Annotated in this window: 21 protein-coding genes; 15 read left to right on the forward strand and 6 right to left on the reverse strand. The window is 70.5% G+C overall.

Annotated elements, in window-relative coordinates:
- Window positions 1-110: 110 nt before the first annotated feature.
- Window positions 111-518, forward strand: a complete 408-nt coding sequence (locus DMC64_RS06540) for a hypothetical protein (protein WP_125732936.1) — start codon at window positions 111-113, stop codon at window positions 516-518.
- 239 nt (window positions 519-757) lie between these two features.
- On the opposite strand, the gene DMC64_RS06545 is transcribed toward DMC64_RS06540, so the two are convergent.
- Complete coding sequence (locus tag DMC64_RS06545) at window positions 758-1,843, reverse strand: neutral zinc metallopeptidase (protein ID WP_370323664.1); 1,086 nt, start codon at window positions 1,841-1,843, stop codon at window positions 758-760.
- 216 nt (window positions 1,844-2,059) lie between these two features.
- Between DMC64_RS06545 and DMC64_RS06550 the strand changes: the two genes are divergently transcribed.
- The 6 genes from DMC64_RS06550 to DMC64_RS06575 all read left to right on the forward strand — a co-directional run bounded on the left by DMC64_RS06550 (window position 2,060) and on the right by DMC64_RS06575 (window position 8,060).
- Entirely contained in the window at window positions 2,060-3,166 is a 1,107-nt protein-coding gene (locus DMC64_RS06550; protein WP_125732629.1) for a hypothetical protein, read from the forward strand.
- Window positions 3,160-3,801 (forward strand): DUF4129 domain-containing protein, encoded by a 642-nt coding sequence (locus DMC64_RS06555; RefSeq protein WP_125732631.1) that lies wholly within the window; start codon window positions 3,160-3,162, stop codon window positions 3,799-3,801. Before DMC64_RS06550 ends, DMC64_RS06555 begins: the two co-directional genes overlap by 7 nt.
- On the forward strand, window positions 3,798-4,922 hold the full coding sequence (locus DMC64_RS06560; protein WP_125732633.1) for a DUF4350 domain-containing protein: 1,125 nt from the start codon (window positions 3,798-3,800) through the stop codon (window positions 4,920-4,922). The genes DMC64_RS06555 and DMC64_RS06560 overlap by 4 nt, the downstream gene beginning before the upstream one ends.
- A gap of 17 nt (window positions 4,923-4,939) precedes the next feature.
- Window positions 4,940-5,899, forward strand: a complete 960-nt coding sequence (locus tag DMC64_RS06565; protein ID WP_073847551.1) for a MoxR family ATPase — start codon at window positions 4,940-4,942, stop codon at window positions 5,897-5,899.
- Window positions 5,899-7,185, forward strand: a complete 1,287-nt coding sequence (locus DMC64_RS06570; protein ID WP_125732635.1) for a DUF58 domain-containing protein — start codon at window positions 5,899-5,901, stop codon at window positions 7,183-7,185. The genes DMC64_RS06565 and DMC64_RS06570 overlap by 1 nt, the downstream gene beginning before the upstream one ends.
- Window positions 7,186-7,277: 92 nt before the next feature.
- Window positions 7,278-8,060, forward strand: a complete 783-nt coding sequence (locus tag DMC64_RS06575) for an RICIN domain-containing protein (protein WP_125732637.1) — start codon at window positions 7,278-7,280, stop codon at window positions 8,058-8,060.
- A gap of 17 nt (window positions 8,061-8,077) precedes the next feature.
- Here the strand turns inward: DMC64_RS06575 and DMC64_RS06580 are convergent, their stop codons facing one another.
- Both DMC64_RS06580 and DMC64_RS06585 read right to left on the reverse strand, forming a co-directional pair.
- Window positions 8,078-9,151 (reverse strand): hypothetical protein, encoded by a 1,074-nt coding sequence (locus DMC64_RS06580; protein WP_125732639.1) that lies wholly within the window; start codon window positions 9,149-9,151, stop codon window positions 8,078-8,080.
- 17 nt (window positions 9,152-9,168) lie between these two features.
- Complete coding sequence (locus tag DMC64_RS06585) at window positions 9,169-10,176, reverse strand: stage II sporulation protein M (protein WP_125732641.1); 1,008 nt, start codon at window positions 10,174-10,176, stop codon at window positions 9,169-9,171.
- 61 nt (window positions 10,177-10,237) lie between these two features.
- Between DMC64_RS06585 and DMC64_RS06590 the strand changes: the two genes are divergently transcribed.
- Window positions 10,238-11,119 carry an RDD family protein gene (locus tag DMC64_RS06590; RefSeq protein WP_125732643.1) on the forward strand — a complete coding sequence of 294 codons (882 nt, stop codon included), beginning with the start codon at window positions 10,238-10,240 and terminating at the stop codon, window positions 11,117-11,119.
- A 248-nt stretch (window positions 11,120-11,367) separates the two neighbouring features.
- Here DMC64_RS06590 and DMC64_RS06595 read toward each other — a convergent pair whose 3' ends face one another.
- Window positions 11,368-12,630 (reverse strand): neutral zinc metallopeptidase, encoded by a 1,263-nt coding sequence (locus DMC64_RS06595; protein WP_125732645.1) that lies wholly within the window; start codon window positions 12,628-12,630, stop codon window positions 11,368-11,370.
- Between the two features lie 268 nt (window positions 12,631-12,898).
- Between DMC64_RS06595 and DMC64_RS06600 the strand changes: the two genes are divergently transcribed.
- From DMC64_RS06600 to nudC, 5 genes are read left to right on the forward strand one after another with little or no spacing between them, the layout of a single operon-like run.
- The gene (locus DMC64_RS06600; protein ID WP_370323668.1) at window positions 12,899-14,668 is read left to right on the forward strand and encodes a DUF2207 domain-containing protein; all 1,770 of its coding nucleotides are present in this window, start codon (window positions 12,899-12,901) and stop codon (window positions 14,666-14,668) included.
- 34 nt (window positions 14,669-14,702) lie between these two features.
- Window positions 14,703-16,289 (forward strand): DUF2207 domain-containing protein, encoded by a 1,587-nt coding sequence (locus DMC64_RS06605; protein ID WP_125732941.1) that lies wholly within the window; start codon window positions 14,703-14,705, stop codon window positions 16,287-16,289.
- Window positions 16,290-16,310: 21 nt separating this feature from the next.
- On the forward strand, window positions 16,311-17,630 hold the full coding sequence (locus tag DMC64_RS06610; protein WP_037332018.1) for a pitrilysin family protein: 1,320 nt from the start codon (window positions 16,311-16,313) through the stop codon (window positions 17,628-17,630).
- Window positions 17,627-19,003, forward strand: a complete 1,377-nt coding sequence (locus DMC64_RS06615; protein WP_125732647.1) for a pitrilysin family protein — start codon at window positions 17,627-17,629, stop codon at window positions 19,001-19,003. Before DMC64_RS06610 ends, DMC64_RS06615 begins: the two co-directional genes overlap by 4 nt.
- A complete protein-coding gene (gene nudC, locus DMC64_RS06620; protein ID WP_037332016.1) occupies window positions 19,003-20,016 on the forward strand; it encodes an NAD(+) diphosphatase in 1,014 nt (337 codons plus the stop codon). The genes DMC64_RS06615 and nudC overlap by 1 nt, the downstream gene beginning before the upstream one ends.
- Window positions 20,017-20,275: 259 nt before the next feature.
- Here the strand turns inward: nudC and DMC64_RS06625 are convergent, their stop codons facing one another.
- Both DMC64_RS06625 and DMC64_RS06630 read right to left on the reverse strand, forming a co-directional pair.
- Complete coding sequence (locus DMC64_RS06625) at window positions 20,276-20,632, reverse strand: hypothetical protein (protein WP_063276351.1); 357 nt, start codon at window positions 20,630-20,632, stop codon at window positions 20,276-20,278.
- Window positions 20,629-21,006 carry a TetR/AcrR family transcriptional regulator gene (locus DMC64_RS06630; RefSeq protein WP_125732649.1) on the reverse strand — a complete coding sequence of 126 codons (378 nt, stop codon included), beginning with the start codon at window positions 21,004-21,006 and terminating at the stop codon, window positions 20,629-20,631. The genes DMC64_RS06625 and DMC64_RS06630 overlap by 4 nt, the downstream gene beginning before the upstream one ends.
- A 140-nt stretch (window positions 21,007-21,146) precedes the next feature.
- Between DMC64_RS06630 and DMC64_RS06635 the strand changes: the two genes are divergently transcribed.
- Together DMC64_RS06635 and DMC64_RS06640 are read left to right on the forward strand one after the other, a co-directional pair.
- Window positions 21,147-21,392: a hypothetical protein gene (locus DMC64_RS06635; protein ID WP_125732651.1), complete on the forward strand. Its 246-nt coding sequence runs from the start codon at window positions 21,147-21,149 to the stop codon at window positions 21,390-21,392.
- A 277-nt stretch (window positions 21,393-21,669) separates the two neighbouring features.
- Entirely contained in the window at window positions 21,670-22,920 is a 1,251-nt protein-coding gene (locus tag DMC64_RS06640; protein WP_037332012.1) for an ROK family transcriptional regulator, read from the forward strand.
- The last annotated feature ends 2 nt before the right edge of the window (window positions 22,921-22,922 follow it).

Below are 22,922 nucleotides of genomic sequence, written 5' to 3' on the forward strand. Positions count from 1 at the left end.
CCACGCTCGCGGGCTCCTGTGTTTTGCCGCGAGGTTCTGGGAGCATGGCGTTCGTGCGCAAGCGATCGGACCCCGCCAGAGGGCTCACCCCGGGGTGGAACTCCCTGGCCGTGGCGGCCGGGGTCGGCCTGCTGGTGATCTTCCTGGCGTGGCTCGCCGGGCCGGGGCTGTTCGGCATCTCGAACGAGACCAAGGGCGCGACCGTCCAGGCGGAGGTCGTCGAGCCCGCGCCCTGCACGGGCGGCGGCGCGACCGAGAAGGTCAAGTTCGAGTTCGGCGGCAAACCGACCGAGGGCTCGCTCAACGGCTGCGGACACGGCAAGGGCGAGCGCCTCGAGGTCGTCGTCCCGGACGGGGCTTCGGGGGACACCATCGCGGTGCACGCGGCCGACGCGACGGCCGGAGCGAGCGACGCGCGGCGGCCGCTCGGGCTGGCGCTGCTGGTGTTCAGCTGCTTCGCGGGCGGGATGTACGTCTTCCTGGTGTTGCGGGGGCCTCGGGTTCCGGTGGCGGCCTGATCGTCGGTCCAGGTGGTCGTGAGGGGTGTGTGGAAATAGGGACGTTCAATGTCCCTATTTCCACACACCCGTCGTGACCGGACCGGTCATGCGGGGACCGTGTGGATTTCTGGTCATCCAACGCCCCAAAATCCACACAGTCGGCGTCCTGGCGCGACCAGCCGCACCGGGCAAGCCGGAATCGCCCACGGCACCGCATCCGTCGGCGAGCGGCAACCCCCCACCCGAAACGCGTGAAGTCAGGAAACGGCGCTCGAAGGAGCCGAGAAGGTGTTGCAGTCGGCGATCCGGTTGTTGCTCGCACCGGCCCGCCACCACGACGCGTAGTGCGCGTTCGTCCCGTGGTCCTGGCTGCGCGAGGTGTTGTCGCCGCGCGTCTCCTGGTCGTTCCAGGCCTTGTTGTACATGTCCCGGCTGACCGTGCCGCCCTGGTCGACGTGCGCGCCGAGGAACATCCCGGAGAAGCACTGCGCCTGCAGTTCCTTGCGCCGCGACATCTCCAGCCCGGCCGGGCTGTTCTGGCCGGCGTCGTAGATCTTCTGCCAGGCCGCGTCCATCAGCCCGGCGACCTCCTGCACGTGATGTCCGTACTCGTGCGCGAAAAGGGCCAGGTAGACGCCGGGGTTGTTGCCGTACTGGTCGGTCTGCAGACCGCGGAACGGCACGTAGAGGTTGTTCTCGCAGTAGTACGCCGCCGTCGCGATGCCCACCTGGATGGTGCCGCATTCGGTTTCGAAGCTGGATCCGGTCGGGAAGTGCAGGGCGGGCGGGGTGAACGGCAGGTCGTAAGCGTCGAGGAACGGGCCCCACGCGTTGTCGAGGCATTTGCCCGCAGCGGTGAAGAACGCCTCGGCGGCCTGCTGGCTGCTCTGCCACTGCGGCAGCGTGCAGACCCGGTTCTGCAGGCCGGCGTTCGGGTCCTGGAGGATCGGGTGGTCACCGAGTTTGAGGATCTTCTGCGGCCCGCTCGACGAAGACGGCGCCTTGGTCGGTGACGAGGGGAACGGGTTCGTCGACGACGAGGGCGACGAAGACCCGCTCGGCGGCAGTCCGGCCTGCGAAGGCGTGTTCGGCAGGGTGCTGTAGCCCGCATTCGCTACGTGATCGGAGTCGTCACGATTGAGTGAAACGATCGCGACCAGGCCGAGGACCAGCACGGCGACCGCGCCGAGGCAGATCGCGACGATCGCGCCCACGGACCGGCGCGGCGGCGGAGGCGGGAAGTGGTGCGGCGCACCGTGCCACTGGGCAGGGGGCTGGCCGTGCACCGGCGGTGGCTGGACGGCGCCGCGTGGCGGCCACTGGCCGTGGGGCGGTTGCGTCATCAAGTCGGTCCCGGTGGTTCTAGGGGCGAACCGGGGGCACCCGGTCCGATGTTCAGCATAACGAGCTAACGGCGTCCCCACCCACAGCTCGGCTGCAGAGGGTATCCAGCGTGAGGCGAGCGGTCACCCATCAGTGTCGTCCCCCCAGCTCTGGCTGGGTGTCGGGCCCTCTGGAAGAGTGTTCGTAAGCAACGTGAACGGGTAAGGGGCTGTCGCATGACGGAGACCGGCGGACCGTCCGGGCCGGAAGGCACCGAGACGCCGAAGCCGCAGGCGGACACACCACAGCCGCAGGCGGACCCGCCGACGCCGCCGCAGGGGCAAGCGGCGCAGCAGTGGCAGTCACCCTCCGGGGCGACGCCGCCGCCTCCGCTGCCGTCGTACCAGCCCCCGCCGCAGCAGCAGTATCCGAACTGGAAGGTCGGCCTCGGCAGGCCCGGCGTCATCCCGCTGCGCCCGCTGAACCTCACCGACATCCTCGACGGCGCGGTCACGGCCATGCGCAAGTACTGGCGGATGGTCTTCGGCGCCGCCGCGGTCACCGCCGTGCTCACCGCGGCCATCAACCTGGTCGGGCTGCTGCTGGTCGACACGACCGGCGATCTCGAGAAGGTCCGCGATCTCGGCCCGGCGGCCACCGATCAGGAACTGATGAACCAGATGGTCGGCATCCTCGGCGGGACGCTGGCGACGTCGTTCATCACCCTCGTCGCCACCCTGCTCGGGACGACCGTCCTGACGGGATTCCTGACCGTCCTGATGGGCAAGGCCGTCCTCGGCAAACCGGTCACGTTCAAAGAGGCCGCGAAAGAGGCGGCGCCCCGGCTGCTGCCGCTGCTCGGGCTGACCGTGCTCTACACGCTGGCGATCCTGGTCGGGGCCATCTTCTGCCTGCTGCCCGCGATCATCCCCTACACCTTCTGGGCGCTGGCCAGCCCGGCGTTCATCCTCGAACGCGGCACCGTGATGGAGGCGTTCCGCCGGTCGGTGAAGCTGGTGTCCGGCATGTTCTGGCGGGTCTTCGGCATCCTGTTGCTGGCGTACGTGATCTCGTCGTTCCTGGCGTCGATCATCACGATCCCGTTCAGCTTCAGCGCCTTCCTGTCGATCTTCGGCAATCTGGACCAGATCTACGTCCCGTCGACCGGCGACCTGATCCTGCAGTCGGTGGGCACGGTGATCGCCCAGACGATCGTCGGCCCGTTCACCGCGCTGGTCACCGTGATCCTCTACATCGACCAGCGGATGCGCCGCGAGGGCATGGACATCGAGCTGGCCCGCGCGGCCGGTATCCAGACGCCGCCCCCGCCGCAGGCATGGTGACGCGCTTCCTCACCGAAGTCCCGGTCGACATCGACCGGGACACCGCCCGGCTGCGCGCCGCCGAGGAGCTCTCGGGACAGGCCTACCAGGCCGCGAAACCGAGCTGGCTGTCCGAGGCGTTCACCTGGGTGGTCGAGAAACTGCTGGGTTTCCTCGAAACGGTCAACGGCGTCGTGCCCGGCGGGATCTTCGCCGTGGTGCTGCTGGCCGTCGTGCTGCTCGTGCTGGTCGTGGTGATCCGGCTGAAGTCCGGACCCTTGGCGACGTCGGCCAAGAGCGGGCGCGCAGTGTTCGCCGGGCAGCGCAAGGCTTCCGGCGAACATCGCAAGGCGGCCGAGGAAGCCGCGGCGCGGGGCGACTTCGACGACGCCGTGCGTGAGCGGTTCCGTGCCGTGGTGCGGTCCTTGGAGGAGCGGGCGCTGCTCGACGAGAAGTCCGGGCGGACCGCCGACGAGGCCGCCCTCGAAGCCGGACGGCTGCTTCCCGACGTCGCCGGGCCCCTGCGTGCCGGCGCCCGGCTGTTCGACGACGTCCACTATGGAGACATCCCCGCCACGGCGGACGGCTACCGGTCACTGTCCGATTTGGACGAACGCTGCCGTCGTGCCCGGCCGGTCGCCTTGGCGGCCGGATGACCTCGGTTTCGCCCGACGCCCGCCGGATCTGGCGCGGGGTGCGGCTCCCGCTCGCGGTCGTCCTCCTGATCGTGCTGACCGGCACACTGCTCGTGCTCTTCCAAGGCGAGCAGACCACCGGCGCGCTCGAACCGGGTTCCTACGAGCCCGGTGGCGGCCGCGCGCTGGCGACGCTGCTGGAACGGGAGGGCGTCAAGATTCCGATCGTGCGCACCGCCGCCGAGGCCAAAGGGGTCGCGAGGGACGCGACGGTCTTGATCACCAAACCCGAGTACGTGCCCAAGAGCGCCTTCGCCGAGATCAGGCAGAACGCCGAACACGTCGTGCTGGTGCAGCCGAGCCCCGGCACGGTCGAGGAGGTCCTTCCCGGCGTGCGAGTGAGCGGCCAGGCCGAGACCGAGACCCGCGCGCCCGACTGCGACGCCGCGGATCCGGTCGCGGCCGGGAGCGCGACGATGGGCGGCCTGAAGTATTCGGCCACGCAGTCGAGGGCGCGGGAATGCTACGGCGGTTCGTATCTCGAGGTCCCCGGTCCACAAGGGACGGTGACCGTACTCGGCACCCCCGCCCCGCTGACCAACGAGTGGCTGGCCGACGAGGGCAACGCGGCGCTGGCGATGCGGATGCTCGGCAAGCACGAGCGGCTGGTCTGGTACCTGCCGACGCCCGCCGACCCGTCGCTGGAGACCGAGAAGAAGCCGCTGTCCGAACTGATCCCGGCGGGCTGGTCGTACGCGGCGTTGCAGGCCGGGGTCGCGGTGGTACTGCTGGCGTTGTGGCGCTCGCGGCGGCTGGGGCCGGTGGTGACCGAGCCGATCCCGGTCGTGGTCCGCGCGGCCGAGGCCACCGAGGGCAGGGCGAGATTGTATCGCAAGGCGAAGGCCGCCGCGCATGCCGGGGAGACCTTGCGTGAGGCGGCCCGCGCGCGGCTCCGGCCGTTGCTGGGGCTCACCCGCGACGCCGAACCGGCCGCGCTGGTGGAATCCGTCGCCGCGCGGACCGGCCGGGCGCCCGCGGAGATCGGCGCGCTGTTGTACGGGGATCCGCCTGGGGACGACGCCGCGCTGGTGCGGCTGGCGGACGGACTCGATGTCGTGGAACGAGAGGTGGAGCGGTCTTGAGTAGCGAGCAGTCCGGTATGGACGGTGCGGCCGAAGCCCGGGCGGCGCTGATCGCCCTGCGCGCCGAGGTCGGAAAGGCCGTGGTGGGCAACGACGCGGCCGTCACCGGCCTCATCATCGCGTTGCTGTGCCGGGGACACGTGCTGCTCGAAGGCGTGCCCGGGGTGGCGAAGACGTTGCTGGTGCGGGCGTTGGCGGCCGCGCTGGACCTGGAGACGACGCGGGTTCAGTTCACGCCGGACCTCATGCCGGGCGACATCACCGGCTCGATCGTCTACGACGCGCACAGCGGCGAGTTCTCCTTCCGCGAGGGCCCAGTCTTCACGAACCTGTTGCTGGCCGACGAGATCAACCGCACGCCGCCGAAAACGCAGTCTTCGCTGCTGGAGGCGATGGAAGAGCGTCAGGTCTCCAGCGACGGCAAGACGCGGCCGCTGCCCGACCCGTTCATCGTCATCGCGACGCAGAACCCGGTCGAATACGAAGGCACGTACCCGCTGCCGGAGGCTCAGCTGGACCGGTTCCTGCTGAAGCTGACCATGCCGATGCCGTCCCGCGAGGACGAATTCGGCATCCTTTCCCGGCACGCGCAGGGTTTCGACCCGCGTGACCTCGGCGCGGCGGGGGTCACGCCGGTCGCCGGGATCGCCCAGCTCGACGCCGCGCGGCGCGCCGTCGCCGGGGTCACCGTGCGGCCCGAGGTGCTCGCCTACATCGTCGACGTCTGCCGGGCGACACGGTCGATGCCGTCCGTGCGGCTCGGCGTCTCCCCGCGTGGCGCCACCGCACTGCTGGCGGCGACGCGGGCGTGGGCGTGGCTCGCGGGCCGTGACTACGCCACCCCGGACGACGTCAAAGCCTTGGCACGGCCGGCTTTGCGGCACCGTCTCGACCTGCGGCCCGAGGCCGAGCTCGAAGGCGCGACCGCCGACGGCGTGCTGGACCGCGTCCTCGCGTCCGTGCCCGTTCCGCGCTGATGGCCGTCACCGGGCGGCTCGGGCTGCTGGCGCTCCTCGCGGCGCCGGTGGTCGGATTCCTGCTGCCCTCGTGGGCCGGGATCGGGCTGGCCGCGGCGGTGCTGCTGCTGATGGTGGTGCTGGATCTCCTGCTCGCCGGGAGTGTGCGACGGCTTCAGTTCGCGCGATCCGGCGCGACGTCCGTGCGGCTCGGGGAGGAATGCGAGGTCACGCTGACCGTGGCCAATCCCGGCGGCCGTCCGGTGCGCGCGTGGCTCCGCGACGCCTGGCCGCCCAGCGCCGGCGCGGACGACCGGCACCGCCTCACCCTGCCCGCGGGCGAACGCCGTGTCGTGACCACACGACTTCTGCCGACCCGTCGCGGCGACCGGACGGCGGTCCGGGTCACCGTCCGGTCGACCGGGCCGCTGGGGCTCGCCGCCCGGCAGGGTTCGCACGACGTGCCGTGGACCGTGCGGGTGCTGCCGCCGTTCCACAGCCGCAAGCATCTGCCGTCGCGGCTGGCGCGGCTGCAGCAGCTCGACGGCCGCAACGCGGTGCTGATCCGGGGCCAGGGCACGGAATTCGACTCGTTGCGCGAGTACGTGATCGGCGACGACGTCCGGTCGATCGACTGGCGGGCTTCGGCGCGCGCGTCCGATGTCATGGTGCGGACCTGGCGCCCCGAACGCGACCGGCACGTGGTGCTGGTGCTCGACACCGGCCGCGTTTCGGCGGGCCGGGTCGGGGACGCGCCGCGGCTCGACGCGGCGATGGACGCGGCCCTGCTGCTGGCCGTACTCGCCGCCCGGGCGGGTGACCGCGTCGACCTGCTCGCTTACGACCGGCAGGTCCACGCGGCGGTCCAGGGATCGTCGGATCTGTTGCCCGCCTTGGTGAACGCGATGGCGCCGCTCGAACCGTCGCTGGTCGAGACCGACGCGCGGGGCATGGTCGCGGAGGTACTGCGGCGGACCCGGCGGCGCGCGCTGGTCGTCCTCCTGACCGGGCTGGACGCGGCGCCGCTGGAAGAAGGCCTGTTCCCGGTGCTGTCGAAGCTGACCTCACGGCACCAGCTGATGATCGCTTCGGTCGCGGACCCGCGGGTCGCCGAAATGGCGGCGGGCCGTGGCGACGCGGAAGCCGTTTACGACGCGGCGGCGGCCGAACGGGTGCTGGCCGAACGCCGCCAGGTCACCGCGCGGCTGGCGCGGCACGGGGTCGAGGTCGTCGACGCGGTGCCCGAGGATCTGCCGCCGCGGCTGGCGGACCGGTATCTCGCGCTGAAGGCGGCCGGACGGCTTTGACGCCGAACCCGATGGGGTGGTGCCGGTTGGCGGGCGCGGTCGCGGGCGGTTAGCTCGGAAGGGGATCCGGACCGACGCGATTGGGGCCAGGTTTGCGCAAGCTCGTGCTGTTCTTCGCGGTACTTCCGGCGGTGCTGCTCGTGTCACCCGCTTCCGCACAATCCGCCGGGAAGCCTGTCTATCTCGCCGACGGGGGCGGAACCGTTTCCTTGGCCGCGGCCGACGGCAAGCTCTCGCTCGCGGACGCGAAGGACGCCAACGCGCAGTGGGTGTACGACAAGGCGGCGTTGTCGTACAAGCATGTCGCGAGTGGACAGTGCCTGGCGGCGATCAGCCCGGTCGACGGGATCGGCGTCAAACTCGTGGCGTGCGACGGCAAGGACCGTCTCCAGCAGTGGCGCCGCAACGCCGGGCTGCCCGGGCTGGTGCTGCTGGCGAACGTGGCGACCGCGCGCTGCCTGACCGCGGAGACGCCGGCCGTCGGATCGCGTCTGTACCAGGAAGTCTGTTCCCTGCCCGGGCTGTCCAACACGTGGGCGGCCGGGGTGCGGACCCTCGCGATCCTGTCGGGGAACGGGCAGCGGCTGTCCACGAAGACGCCCGGCCAGGCGTTCGTGGTGCGCGTGATCGGGGAGAACGGCCAGCCCGCGGCGGACGTGCCGGTGAACTTCTTCGTCCGCGCGGCACGACCGAAGAACGTCCTGGTCTTCGAAGGCGGCGCTGAGACGGCGACGGCCAAGACCGGCGCCGACGGTTCGGCGGCCAGCCCGAAGATCGTGCTGACCGAACCGGGCGAGTTCGAGATCCGGTTCACCGGCAGCGCGAGCCTGGAGGACGGGAACAGCATCACCTTCGAAGGCAGCTGCACCTGTTGAGCTTCGGCCGGGTGGGACTAGGCCACCAGCGCGAAACTCGAGTAGTACTCGCCCGAGGGATCCCGCGAACCGCTCCGGTCCGGGCTGACCTCGGCGCCGACCCAGCCCTGGAACGCGCCCGCGTCGTCGATCACCTGCAGCAGCGGGCGGACGTGACTGTTGCCGAGGTAGCAACCGTTGTAGGACAGGCATTCGCACCAGAACTCGTAGCTGTTGCGCCGTCCGCCGAAAGCGTCGCTCAGGTAGTAGAACCGCCTGTCGCCGGTGTCGATGATCTTCTTCGCGCAGGCCTCGTATCCGGCGCCCGGGAGGCAACAGGAGGACGGGTCGCATCCGGAGTCGTACTGCACGTACCCGAGGCAGGAGCCGTCGTCGCACTTGTTCCACCCCGGGCCGACGCCGAGCGCGCCGCTGCCGCCGCGGGTCCAATTCGTGATCGCGCGGCGGTTCACGCCCTGCCCTTCGAGCAGGTACGACCGCTGGGTCGCGCGGACCGAACTCATCGGGGCCTTGCTGGTCTGCGCGAGGGAGGCGTTGCTGCCGTAGGCGATGCCGCTGGTGATCGAGTAGTTGTCGCTCACCAGTTGCAGACGTCCGAGACCGGGCCGCGTCTCCGAAACCGCCCACGTCTCGGTGAGGTTCACGGCGGTGGTGGTGCCGTCGACGGTGCTGCTGGTCCAGGTGATGGCCACCTGACCGGAGTTCTCGGCGTACGTGCCGGTGAAGTGGCCGTTCGGAGCGCCGGTGAAACCGGGCGCGGTCTTGATCGGGCAGTTGTTGCGGGGATTGGTACCCGGCGCCCAGTCACCGCAGTAGTAGACGTCGCCGCTGTCGACCGGGACGGGGAAGCCCGCCTGGCTCCAGGTCCAGAAGTTGTGCGCGACGGTGTTGTCGGCCGGGTTGAACACGAGATAGCCGAGGCGGACGTAATTGCGGTCGGCGTCGGTCCGGAATCCGCCGACGCTCACCACCCAGTTCTGCTTGCCCGACGGCGCGGACACGGTCCGGGCCTGGGACGCGCCGACGAGGAGCGTCGAGGCGAGTACGGACAGGACGACGATCGCGAAGGCGCGTAACCGTTTTCTCCCCATGAAAGGAGCTAACCAGGTCAGCCCGCTTCCGGTCGAGAATCTCCAGCGTATCGCCAGTCGACATCACCCACTTCGCCCGCTTTCGCGGCACGACGCCCGACGACGAACACGTAAAGTAAGAAAGCGACCTCGGCGATTACTCCGATTCCTATCCTCGCCCAGGTCGGCAGGCCCGACGGGGTCACGAAGCCTTCGATCACGCCGGAGATCAGCAGCATGACGGTCAGCCCCAGCGCCATCACCACGACCGACCGCCCCTGTTCACCGAGCGCCGCCGTCCGGGAACGGCGTCCCGGGTCGATGACCGTCCAGCCGAGTTTGAGGCCCGTCCCGGCCGCGACGAAGACCGCGGTCAGCTCCAGCAGGCCGTGGGGCAGGATCAGCCCGAAGAACACGTCGAGCCGCCCGGCCGAGGACATCAGCGCCGCGCCGATCGCGAGGTTCAGGGAGTTCGCCCAGAGCGCGTAGATCACCGGGACGCCCAGCACCACGCCGAGGAACAGGCAGGTCGCGGCCACCCAGGCGTTGTTGGTCCAGACGCGCGCGGCGAAGGAACCCGCGGGGTCGGACGAGTAGTAAGTCTCGTACTTCCCGCCCGGCGCGGTCAGGTCCTTGAACTCCTCGGGCGACGCCAACGACGCGAGCACCTGCGGATCGCCGGCGATCCACACCGCCGCGATCGCCATCACCGCGATCGACGCCGCCGCCGACGCCAGCCACCAGCGACGGCTCAGATACAGCGCCGCCGGGAACCGATGGGTGAAGAACAGGCCGACCTCGCGCCAGGCGGGACTGTGCGAACCGGTGACGGCCGAGCGCGCCTTCCCGACGAGGCCGGACAACTGCGCCACGAGCACCGGGTCGGGCGCGACCGAGCGGATGATCGAAAGATGCGTCGCGACGCGCTGGTACAGCGTCACCAGCTCGTCGGCGTCCGGGCCGCTGAGCTTCCCGGCGCGGCCGACGAGGTCGCGCAGCCGGTTCCATTCGGCCTGGTGCGCGGCGACGAACACGTCCACGTCCAACTCGGAGCCCTCCCGGCGATCGTCCTTGGTCGCCCAGCCTATTCGTCACTACGCTTGCCGGGTGGAACAAGAGTCCGAACTCGTCACCGGCGAGGCCGTCGTCCTGGACGTGCGCGCGGCGAAACTGGCCAGCCGCGGGCTCGCCATGATGCTCGACGTCGCCCTCCAGCTGATCGCCCTGGTCGTCGCGATGCTGGTGCTCAGCCAGGTCGCCGTCTTCGGTGACGAGGCGCTGGCGCTGACGCTGTTCCTGGTGACCCTTGTGCTGATCATGGTCGGCTACCCGGTGATCTGCGAGACACTGAGCCGCGGCCGCACGCTCGGGAAGATGGCGCTCGGCCTGCGGGTGGTCCGCACCGACGGCGGCCCGGTGAGGTTCCGGCACGCGCTGGTCCGCGGGCTCGCCGGCTTCTTCATCGACTTCTGGGCGCTGGGCATGCTCGGCGTCGTGGCGGTGGTCACGTCGCTGCTGTCGCCCAACGGCCGCCGCGTCGGCGACTACCTGGCCGGCACGCTGGTGATCCGGGAACGCATGCCCGCGGCGCGGACGCCGTACGTCGGGATGCCGCCGCAACTGGCGTACTGGGCTTCGCAGCTGGACCTGACCCGGCTGCCGAACGATCTCGCGCTGGCCGTCCGTCAGTACCTGAGCCGCACGAGCGAGCTTCGGCCCGAAGCAGCCGAAGCGCTCGGCTACGGGCTCGCGCAGCAGGTCGCGGCGGCGATCGGGACGCCGGTGCCGCCGGGGGTGCCGTCCTGGGCGTACCTGTCGGCGGTGCTGGCCGAGCGGCGGCAGCGGGATCAGGCGAAGCTGCAGCCGGCGGTCCAGTACGGGCCGCCTGTCGTGCAGTCCTATCCGCAGCCTGCCGCCCCCGCCCCGGTCGCCCAACCGCAGCCGCCCGCGGAACCGGCCCCGGAAAACCCCTTCGCACCGCCGAGCTGACCGGCAACGTCGCATAGCCGCCGCTCGGGTGGGTCGTGAGTGGTAAAGAGGGTTAGAACGACAATCGCCACTCACGACCCACGCGGCCCAGGCCGGCACTCGCGCGTGACTGAGTGGACGGCACGTGTGATCAGACGGACGACACTCGCGCGGCCGGGGTGCCGCCGTGTGTCGTCCGCCTAGTCACGCGTGTCGTCCCGCTGGTCACGCGAACCCGCCGCCGTACGGGCTTCACGGACAGTCGCGCATCAGGAGACGTCGGCCGACTTCGCCGCCCACGTGTTGCACTGGAACATACGGTTCTTCTGCGCGCCGTGCTGCCACCACGAGACCGCGTGCGCGTCGGAACCGTGGTCGCGCGGGCCGCCGTTGTGGTCACCGCGGTCCTGTGTCTGCCAGGCGTCGCGGTACATCGCCTGATCGACCGACCCGCCGCGCCCCACCGTCGAACCCAGGAACGTCCCGGAGAGACACTGCGCCGAAAGCTCGTTGCGCCGCGACATCTCAAGGCCCGCCGCCGAGTCGGTGCCCGCTTCGTACCGTGCGTCCCAGTAGGCCTCCGAGATCCCCGAAAGCGCCTGGATGTGATGCGCGTACTCGTGGGCGAAGACCGCCAGATAGACCCCGGGCCGGTTGCCGTACTGAGGCACCTGAAGGCCTTCGTACGGCATGTACAGCGTCTCGTTCTGTGAGCAGTAGAACGCCGCCACCGAGCCGCCGCTGGCGTCACCGCACGGGCTCGACCAGTTCTTGCCGGACGGGTACTTCACGGTCGGCACCCGGAACGGCAGTTTCGTGTAGTTCATGACCTGCTGCCAGACGCTGTCCAGGCACGGCCGCGCGCTTTCGAAGAACGCCGCCGCCGCGTCCGGGTTGTTCGCCCAGCGCGAGAGGTTGCACGGCTGGTTCGGCAGGCCGACTTCGTCGTCGAGCCACAGCGGGTTGTCCGCCAGCTTGTGATGCGGTTGCGGGCCGGACGGGGCGCGGCTGGCGGACGTCTCCCGGGTCGAGCCGGTCGACGTCTCGCGTGTGCCGGTCGAGTCACGCGAACTGGTGGCCGTCGTCGTCGACGAAGCCGTATCGCTGGTCGTCGTGTAGTCCGAAGTGGAGGTTGTCGGATAGCTGGAGTAGCCGACGTCCGCGACGTGTTTCGACTTGCCGTTCGCGATGGTGATCACCATGAGCAGCCCGCCCATGACCGCCATCACGGCGACGATCGCGACCGCCGCGATCACCCCGCCGTTCGACTTCTTGGCTTGGTATCCGCCGTAGGGCGCGAAAGCGGGCTGAGCGAACCGCGGGCCGTACGGAAGCTGCGGCGGGCCGACGGCACCGGGCCGGAACGGGACCGGCGCGCCGATCTGCGGCGGCGGCAGCGGTGCCGCGCCCGGCGGGGGCAGCGGCATGCCACCGCTCGGCGGACCCGGCCGGAACGGCGGCGGAACCGGCGTCGGCCGGGAAACCGGCGGACGAGCTGGCGGGACGGGACCCGGCCGGTTCGGCGGCGGCATCGGCGGGCCCCCGCGCGGTGGAAGCGGACGCGCTCCCGGTGGCGGGAGCGGACGCCCGCCTTGCGGCGGAAGCGGTCGGCCACCCTGCGGCGGCCGGGGTGGCTGCCGTGGCGGTGGCGGAGTCGGCCGGCGCCGCGGATCAGGCGGGCCGGGCGGCTGCTGGTTCATCGAGTGGATCCCCCATGCGGTTCGGCAACGCCGTTCGCCCAGGTGGCGGATTCGGCGTTTCGGCGGTCAGCATAGATCGGCTGCCCTAGAGTGTGTGGCTGTGTTGACGAAATGGGGGACGGCGGTCGTGGCCGTCGCGGCGAGCTCGGCCTTGATGGCCCCGCCGTCGGATACGAACGTTCCGGAGGCGCCCGGAGCGGGCCCTTCGCTGACCAACGCGCCACAGCTGCCGAAGCCGCCGCCACTGGGCGCGCGCGGCCAGCTCGGCCTGCTCCAGCCACCGAGCGGAGCGTCCGCGAACGTCGCGGTGAAGGTGGAACGCGACGGTTCGCTGTCGATCACCGAGCAGGTGACCGTCCCGGGTGGACAGCACCTGGTGCGCCGGATTCCGTTGAAGGTTCCCGCGGGTGAAGAGCAGGACCGCGTGTACGCGATCCGTGACGTCTCGGTCGAGGGCGCGGGCAAGACGGAGCCGAACGGCGAACAGCTGGTCGCCACCTTCGACGGCGGCGCGGCCACCCTCAAGTACAAAGTGGACGGCGCGGTCGCGGACGTCAACGGCGCGCAGCAGGTGCGCTGGCAGGTCGCGAGCGGCTGGGACGGCGAACTGTCCCGGGTGTCCGCTTCGTTCAGCGCGCCGACGCGCGAAACGCCCACAGTGGACTGTTTCGCCGGGCCGCTCGGCTCGGACCGGCAGTGTTCGCTCGCGGAGACCGACCACAGCGGCGTCGTCCGCATCGAGCAGGACAAGCTCGCGCCGGGCGAACGGGTCGACCTCGCCGTTCAGTTGCCGGCGGGCACGGTGCCCGCGAACGCGCGCTTCGAGCAGATCGCCTCGGTCGGCGGCGCCTTCGCCCTCACCACCCTCGCCGGTATCGGATTCGGGGCGCTGGCCCTGTTCCTGGTCCTCGGCGCGCTCGCCGTCTGGCTGCTGCGCCGCCGTGACCGGGGCGCGCTCGCCGCGGGCACCGGCCCGGTCGACGTCCTCATGCGGGAGGGTGATCGGGTTTCGTTCGCCTCGCCCGACGGTGTCCTGCCCGGGCAGGTCGGGACGGTCGTCGACGAGACGGTCGACGTCGTGGACGTCAGCGGAACGGTGGTCGACCTCGCCGTCCGCAACTACCTGTGGATCGCCGAAGTCCGCGGTGCCGGCACGGTCGACTGGCAGATCGCGCGCCGAAACGCGCCGGACGAGCACCTCGCCGCCTTCGAGCGCGAGATCTACACCGCGCTCCTGCCCGAGGGCACCGATTCCGTGCTGCTGTCGGAACTCCGCGGCCGCGGCACCGTCGATCTCCGTGTCGCGGGCGAGGCGATGTACGCCGACGTCGTGCGCAAGGGCTGGTTCTCGCGGCGCCCGGACAAGGGCAAGAGCAAGCTGACTTGGGCGGGTATCGGGCTGATCGCGCTCGGTCTCGTGGCCACCGTCGTCCTGACCTTCACGGCGGGCCACGCGCTGCTCGGTGTCGCGGTCGCGCTCGCCGGGGTCGCGACGCTGCTGGGTGCTTCGTGGGTGCCGCCGAGGACGACGCGCGGCAGGCGTCTGGTCGGCCAGGTACGCGGACTGCTCGAATACCTGCACACCGTCAAGGTCGCCGACATTCCGTTGGGGGACCGGGAAATGGTGTTCTCCCGGTCGCTGCCGTACGCCATCGTGCTCGGCGACACCGAACACTGGCTCCGGACGTTCGAGGGGCTCGACCCGTCGGCGGACGGTTCGGCCGGGCTGTACTGGTTCGGCGGCCTCGAAGGCGATCGGGATCTGCGCCGGTTCGCCGCGCATCTGCCGTCGTTCCTGTCCGCTTTGGACGGTCTGCTCGCCGAATCCGGGCATCTGCGCTCGCTGCGTCCGGAACCGGTCCCCGCCTGAGGTGAAGTACCGCATTCAGAGGACTAAATGCGTGCTGTTGCCGGTGCTCCTCCTGCTGGTGCTGGGTGCGGCACCGGCGGGAGCGCAGAGCGAACCGCAGCTGCCCGCACTGCCGAACAGCGCGGAGATCTCGCTCAAGGTGGAACGCGACGGCGCGCTCACGGTCGTCGAGGCGGTGTCCGTGCCGAGCGAGGCGACGATGACCCGCCGGATCCCGCTCCGCACGGCCGCCCCGCGCGACCGCGACCGGATCATCGGCATCCGAGACGTCGTCATCGAGGGGGCGGGCAACGCCGAGCTGACCGATGACGAGTTCACCGTCAAGCTCAAGGGCGGCACCTCGATCGTCCGGTACACAGTGGACGGTGCGGTCGCCGAAGCCGACGGTCTGACCCGGGTGAGCTGGCAGCTCGCGGGCGGCTGGGACGCCCGGCTCGAACTCGTGCGGGCGAGCTTCGCCGCGCCGGCCATCCCGAACGCGGTCTCCTGTTACGCCGGGCCTGAGGGTTCGCGCGCGCATTGCGCGACCGCCCAGATCGCGCATTCCGGGCTGACCCGGTTCAGCCAGCAGAACCTCGCGCCGGGGCAGCGGATGGAGATCTCCGTCGAACTGCCCGGCGGCACCGTCCCGGCGAACGCGCGGCTGGAGCCGTCGAAGACCTTCGCCGGGGCGTTCGTGCTCACCGCCCCGGTCGGCTGGGCGTGGGGCGGCCTCGCCCTCGTGCTGATCGCGGCCGCCGTCGGCCTGGCCCTCCTGCGAAGGCGGGACAGGCACCCGGGTGATGCGCTCCCGGTCCGCTTGCTCACCGGGAAGGCGTTCTCGTCACCCGATGGCGTGCTCCCCGGACAGGTCGGGACCGTCCTCTCGGGCCGCGCCGACGCCGTCGACCTGGCCGCGACGGTCGTCGACCTCGCGGTCCGGAACTACCTCTGGGTGAGCGAGGAGCCCGGCGAGCTGACCACCTGGCGGCTCGTCCGCCGCAATCCGCCGGACGAGCAGCTGACCACCTACGAACGCGCCGTGTTCGACCTCCTCCTGCCCGGCGAAAGCGAGTCGGTGCTGTTGTCGGAGATCCAGGCCGCGCTGATCGGCGTCGAATCGGTGCGGGAGGCGCTGGACGACAGCGTTGTCGAGCGCCGCTGGTACTCGCGCCTGCCGGGCAGGCTGACCCGCGTCGGCCTGCGGATCTGCCTCTACGGCCTGTTCCTCACCGTCTTGCTGGCTTTGACCGTCGGCTACGCCCAGCTCGGACTGATCGTCATCGCCGCGGGCGCGGTACTCGCCGTCGCCGCCCGATGGCTGCCGGTGCGCACCGGCGCCGGCGTCGTGCTGCACCGGCGGCTGCTCGGCGTCCGCGAGGCGCTGTTGGCGACCAAGGCGAAGGACGTTCCGAAGCTCGAACGCGAGGTACTCCTTTCCCGGGCGCTGCCGTACGCGCTCGCTCTCGGCGAACAAGAACGGTGGGTCGCCGGATTCGCCGAACTGAAGGGTCCGCCCAAGATCTACTGGTACGGCAAGGAAGACGACGGCGAGGTCCCGATCGCGCGGGTGAGCGACTTCACCGCCGCACTGGTGGGAACCTTCGCCGCGACCCGCCAGGGTCGTCGCCTGGAGGCCTGAGTAGCCCGTAGGGTGGTGCGCATGGCCGATCCCGAGCTTGTCCGATTCACCCTCGACAACGGTCTGCGCGTGGTGCTCGCGCCCGACGCGACCGCTCCGGTGGTGGGTGTCAGCGTCCACTACGACGTGGGCTTCCGTTCCGAGCCCGAAGGGCGCACCGGTTTCGCGCACCTCTTCGAGCATTTGATGTTCCAGGGGAGCGAGAGCCTGGAGAAGCTCGCGCACTTCCGGTACGTCCAGTCGAGTGGTGGCAGCTTCAACGGCTCCACCCATCCGGACTACACGGACTACTTCGAGGTCCTCCCCGCGGCGGCTCTCGAGCGCGCCCTGTTCCTCGAAGCGGACCGGATGCGGGCGCCGAAGCTGACGCAGGAGAACCTGGCCAACCAGATCGACGTGGTCAAGGAGGAGATCCGCCTCAACGTGCTGAACCGGCCGTACGGCGGGTTCCCGTGGATCCTGCTCCCGCCGGTGCTGTACTCCACGTTCCCCAACGCGCACAACGGTTACGGCGGTTTCGAGGATCTCGAACAGGCCACCTTGGACGACTGCGCGGCCTTCTTCGACACCTACTACTCGCCCGCGAACGCGGTGCTGACCGTCGCCGGTGACTTCACCGTCGACGAGGCCCGCGAGCTGATCGAGAAGCACTTCGGCGACGTTCCGCACCGGCCCGCTCCGCAGCGTCCGTCGTTCGCCGAGCCCGCCCCCGAGGGCGAACTGCGCGGCGAGCACGTGGACCCGCACGCCCCGCTGCCCGCGGTCGGCGTCGGCTACCGCATGCCGGACCCGATCAACGACCTCGACGGCTACCTGGCGAACCTCGTGCTCGCCGGCGTGCTGACCGACGGCGACGGCTCCCGGCTGCAGCAGCGGCTGGTGCACCGCGAGCCGCTGGTCGTCGACATCGGCGCGGGCGCCGGGCTCTTCGGCCCGTTCGAGGCGCGCGACCCGGACACGTTCACCATCACCGCGATCCACCCGCACGAGGTGAGCACCGACCAGGTCCTCGCCGCGCTGGACGAGGAACTGGAGAAGCTGGCGGCCACGCCGCCGGAGGACCAGGAACTCAAGAAGGTCACCGCGCGCTGGGCCGCGAGCCTGCACTCCGAGCACGACAAGCTGGTGTCCCGCACGCTGGCGCTCGGCTCGTTCGAGCTGCTCTACGGCGACGCGTCGCTGGTGTACCGGCTCGCCGAGAAGATGTCGGCGGTCACCGCAGAAGCCGTTTCGGCGGCGGCGAAGGCGCTGCGGCCGGACTCGCGCGCCGTTCTCGTGGTCCGCCCCGGCAGCGCCGATTCCGAGCAGGCTGATTCCGATCAGGAAGGTTCCGAGCAGTGAGCGCACCGCACCGCACCGCCGAGGAGATCGGCCGCACGGCCGCCGGGCCGCGTCCGGTCCCGTCGCTGGGGACGCAGCGCGCCGCCGCGGATCTGTCCCATGTGGACACCACGCTGAGCAACGGCCTGCGGGTGCTCGCCGTCCGCAAGCCCACCGTGCCGCTGGTCGAGCTGCGCGTCTGGATCCCGTTCGCCGGTGAGGACAAGCTGCACCCGGCCACCGCCGAGGTGCTGGCCGAAACCCTGCTGACCGGCACCGCCCGCCGCGACCGCATCGAGATCGACGCGGATCTGGCGCTGATCGGCGGCGACCTCGCGTCCGGCGTCGACCCGGAGCGCCTGGTCGTCACCGGTACCTCGCTGGCCGACGGCCTCCCGACGATGCTCGACGTCCTCGCCGACGCGCTCACCGGCGCGTCGTACGCGGACGCCGAGGTCGAGCGGGAACGCGAGCGGCTCATCGAGCGGATCGCCGTGTCCCGCACGCAGCCGAGGACGATCGCCCGTGAGGCGCTGCAGAAGCACCGCTACGGCGACCACCCCGCCGTGCGCGAGGTCCCGCAGGCCGAAGACGTGGCCGTCGTGACGCCCGAGCAGGTTCGCGCGCTGCACCGGGCTTCGGTGCTGCCGCGGGGATCCGTGCTGGTGATCGTCGGCGACATCGACCCCGAGACCGTCATCGGCGACCTGGAGAAGGCGTTCGGCGGCTGGGCTTCGGACCGTTCCGCCGTCCGCCTGCCCGCGCTGCCCGACCTCGTCGGCGGCAATGTCCTGCTGGTGCCGCGGGCCGGTGCCGTGCAGTCGCAGATCCGGCTGTCCGCGCAGACGGTGTCGCGCACGGACCCGCGGTACCCGGCGCTGCAGCTGGCGAACCTCGTCTACGGCGGGTACTTCTCCTCGCGGCTGGTCGAGAACATCCGTGAGGACAAGGGTTACACCTACAGCGCGCATTCCGGATTCGAGTTCACCGACCAGACCGCCGTGGTGAACGTCGACGCGGACACCGCGACCGACGCGACCGCCGCCGCGCTCATGGAGACGCGGTACGAACTGGCCAGGCTCGGTCTCGTGCCGCCGACCGCGGAAGAGGTCGAGTCGGTGCGCCAGTACGCGATCGGTTCGCTGGTCACGGCCGCGTCGTCGCAAGGCGGCCTGGCCGCGCAGCTGTCCGCGCTCGCCGCGACCGGGCTGGGCGTCGAATGGCTCGCCGGGCATCCGGAGCGCCTCGCCGCGGTCACCGCCGAAGACGTCGCGAACGCCGCGCTGGAGTTCTTCGCCCCCAAGCGGTTCACCGGTGTCGTCGTCGGCGACGCGGACGTCCTCGCGCCGAAGCTGACGGCGTTGGGCGACGTGACCGTCGGGGAGCCCTCCTGATGGAGACGCCGTTCGGGTTAGGGGCGCTCCCGACGCTTTCGCGCTCCACGGCGGACCGTCAGGAATCCTTGCGCACCAACCCGGACCGGCTCGCCGAGCGCTGGCCGAACGCCCGGATCGTGCTGCTCGACGAGCACGCGCGCACCCCGGTGGTGGAGGGTTCCGGCAGCCTCGCGACCCGCAAGTCGCAGGAGTTCGGCACCGAGCCGCCCGCCGAGGCGGTCTTCCTGGGGGAGTGGCAGGGCACCGACTACTGGTCGATGCCCGGCCGCCCCGCCGGCGAGACCGAGACCGTCGAAATGGCGGGCAGCTGGGGCGTCGTGGAACAGGTCGCCCGGCACGAAGGCGAGATCTGGGTCGATCTGCGCGGCTACGGCGACCTGCTCGACGACACGTCGGCCGGGTTGTTCACCACCGCGCAGGCGCTGCAGGCCTGGCGGCGGCAGGCGAAGTTCTGCACGCGCTGCGGAAGCCCGACCGAGCTGATCCAGCTGGGCTGGGCGAGCAAATGCACCGGCTGCGGCCGGGAGGAGTACCCGCGCACCGACCCGGCCGTGATCTGTCTCGTGCACGACGACGCCGGTGTCAACGGCGAGCACGTCCTGCTGGCCCGGCAGCCGATCTGGCCGCCGGACCGGTATTCGATCCTCGCCGGTTTCGTCGAGGCGGGGGAGTCGCTCGAAGGTTGTGTCGAGCGGGAGATCCGCGAAGAGGTCGGTGTCGAGGTGCGCGACGTGCGGTATCTCGGCAGCCAGCCGTGGCCGTTCCCGCGGTCGATCATGCTCGGCTTCACCGCACGGGCGGACATCTCTTCGACGATCGTGCCCGCCGAGGGTGAGATCGAAGAGGCGTTCTGGGTTTCGCGCGAGGAGGTGCGGGCCGCTTTCGCGAACAGTCAGCTGCGGAACGCGGGCGCCGTGCCGACCCCGATCGCCGGCGGGACGCGGCAGCTGGTGCTGCCGGGGAACTCGTCGATCGCGCGCGTGATGCTGGCGGCCTGGGCCGGGGTCTGACAGCCGGCGGGTAGCAAGGGACCTTTGCTACCACTTTCCGACTCGTTCCGTGAAGGCCTCCTTGAGGGACTCTGGGTCCCTCAAGGGCCTTCACGGATTTGGTAGTCACAACTGCACCAGCAGTAACGGCTGCGCGTGAAGGCCTCCTTCCCTCGGCTCAGCCGAGGAAACTCGACCTTCACACCTTGCTGAGTACATGAAGGCCCCCTTCCTTGCGCCAGACGCAAGGAAGGGGGCCTTCATGTACTCAGCAAGGTACTCACGCGATCGCGTTGTTGACGGCCGTGACGATCTCGGCGGGATCGTCGACCGTGAGCACGAGCCGGTTGAAGTCCTCGGCCTCATCGAGGGTGATGACGACCGTGCGGTCGAACCCGGAGACGTTCCAGAACTGCCGGTCGCCGTCGGCGTGAAAGGTGCCGGAGAGTTTGCCGGGGATCCGGAGACCCGGTCCGCGCCAGCCCTTCGGCTCGTCGCGCATCCCCGGGTCGTGGGTCGCGCCACGCACGTGGGCGAGCGGGATTTCGAGCCGCCGGGTGAACGACCAGACCTTGTCGATCCCCACGGGTTCGACCACGAGCCGGTCGCCGCTGATGGTGACCCGGTTGTTGCTCATGCCTTTTCTCCTTCGTCGTGGATGTCGTGCACGCGGGCGCGAGCAAGCAGCCGTCGTCCCAGCTGGTCGGGGGTCGTCCCGAGGTCCTGGATGACGGCCCGGGCACGGGCGCGCAGCCGCTCGTCGGTGGGCGCCAGTTCGAGCAGCGCGACCAGCAGGATGTCGAGTTGCTCGTCGCGGTCCGCGGTGACGTGTTCCAGCACCCGGGCGAACAAGCCGTGTTTGCTGCCGAACGCGCCGTACAGGCTTCCCCGGTGAACTCCTGTCGCCTCGACGAGGTGATCGACCGAAGTCGCGTTGTATCCCCGTTGCCGGAAAACCGCCGCCGCGGCTTCGATCGCTGTCGTCTCGTCGAACTGGCGTGGTCGGGCCATGGGTTTGAGAATAGTCATTCAAGAATGACCAGTCAAGAACTCCCGGCGAAGGTTGGTGATTCGCCCTCAAGGCGGCGTCGTGCCCGCTATTCTCCTGCTGTCCGTTTTCAGGACCATCGAGTTAGGACACTGGGGAAACCATGAAGAACACCTTGCGGCGGTTCGCCGTCGCCGGAGCCGCCGTGGCGGCCTTCGCCTCGATCAGCGCCGTGACCGCGGGAGCGGCGCAGGCCTCGGACTACGAGTACTTCGGTTCGTACAGCCAGGAAGACTGCGGGATCACCGGCCACCACGGCCAGCTCGCCGGGGACTGGAACGGGTGGATGTGCTATCCCTCGCCCACGTTCCCTTGGGTGTACGACCTGTACGTGCAGCCCAACTTCTGATCCACCGCCGCGTCGCCGAAGGGCCGCCCGGGAGGCCTCGAACCTCCTGAGCGGCCCTTCGTCGTCTAGCCCGGACCACTCGCCAGGCAGGTCCGCCCGGACGGCCACCCTCCGCGCCGGTACGTATACCCGCTGTGCGGAACACGGCAAGCGTTACCTCCCCGTTTCCCGACCCCGTTGACGGCTGTGGCTCGGCTCACTACAGTCCCCGGAAACCGTCTGTAAAGTTTCCTAACGAAGTCGGGAGTGAACTCCAGTGCGAGCCGGCAGTCCGCGAATGCTGCGCGAGATCAACGATCGCGCGGCCATCGAGGTCCTCCTCAGGGAGGGCCCGCTGACGCGCTCCGAGCTCGAAGTCGCGATCGGCCTGTCCAAACCCGCGACGGCGCAGCTGCTCACCCGCCTCGAACAGGACGACGTCGTCACCAAGGCCGGCGTCCGCGGTGGCGGCCGGGGCCCGAGGGCGCAGCTCTGGCAGGTCAACGGCGGCGTCGCCTACGTCGCGGCCGTGGACCTGACCCCGCAGACGGCCGACTTCGTCGTTTCCGACGTCACGGGCGCGGTGCTCGCCGAGTACCAGGTCCCGCTGCCGGTCCACGAGGGCGCGGACGTCGTCGGCACCTTCGGCGCGGCGCTCACCCACGTCGCGAACAGCGCCGGGCTCGCCGCCACCGATCTCCGCCACGTCGTCATCGGCGCGCAGGGCGCGTTCGACCCGCGCACCGGTCTGCTCTCCTCCGCGCCGCACATCCCCGGCTGGCTCGGGTTCGACGTGCCGAGCAGGCTCAGCCGGGAGCTCGGCGTCGAGGTCACCATCGAGAACGACGTCAACCTCGTCGCGATCGTGGAGATGACGGTCGGCCAGGCCGTCGGGCTCGACGACTTCGTGATGATCTGGCTCAGCGACGGCGTCGGCGGCGCGGTGGTGGTCGGCCGCAGGCTGTTGCGCGGCGCGACCGGTGGTGGCGGCGAGATCGACTGGATGCGTGTCCCCGATCCGGTTTCCGTCGCCACGGCGAAGAAGAAGACCCGCGAGGGAGATCGTTTCGGCGACCTCGTCGCGTCGCCGGCCGTCGTCGAGCTGGCCGCCGCGCACGGCTTCGAGGCCGAGACCGGCGCGGACGCCGTCGCGAAAGCCCGCGAAAACGGCAACGAAGCCTTCCTCGACGACCTCGCCCGCCGTGTCGCGGGCGGAGCGGCCAGCCTGATCGCGGTCGTCGACCCCGAACTCGTGCTGCTTTCCGGCGACACCAGCCGGGCCGGCGGTGACGAATTCGCCGCGCTGGTCGCGAAAAGGCTGCACGAACTGGTCCTGCCCCGCACCCCCGTCGGGGTCGCCTCGGTGCAGGGCAACGCGGTCCGCGCGGGCGCGCTCCAGTCGGCGCTCGCCACCGTGCGCAGGGACGTCTTCGGCGTCAACACCCCTTCGCTCCTCGGGCCGAGACGGTCCGGGGCGGGAGAGCCGAACCCGATCGTGGCTATCCCGGATTCACGAACAGAACCACCGTCTCCCGCCCCAACCAACTAGGA

The organism is Amycolatopsis sp. WAC 04197 (assembly GCF_003947475.1).
GTDB lineage: Bacteria > Actinomycetota > Actinomycetes > Mycobacteriales > Pseudonocardiaceae > Amycolatopsis > Amycolatopsis japonica.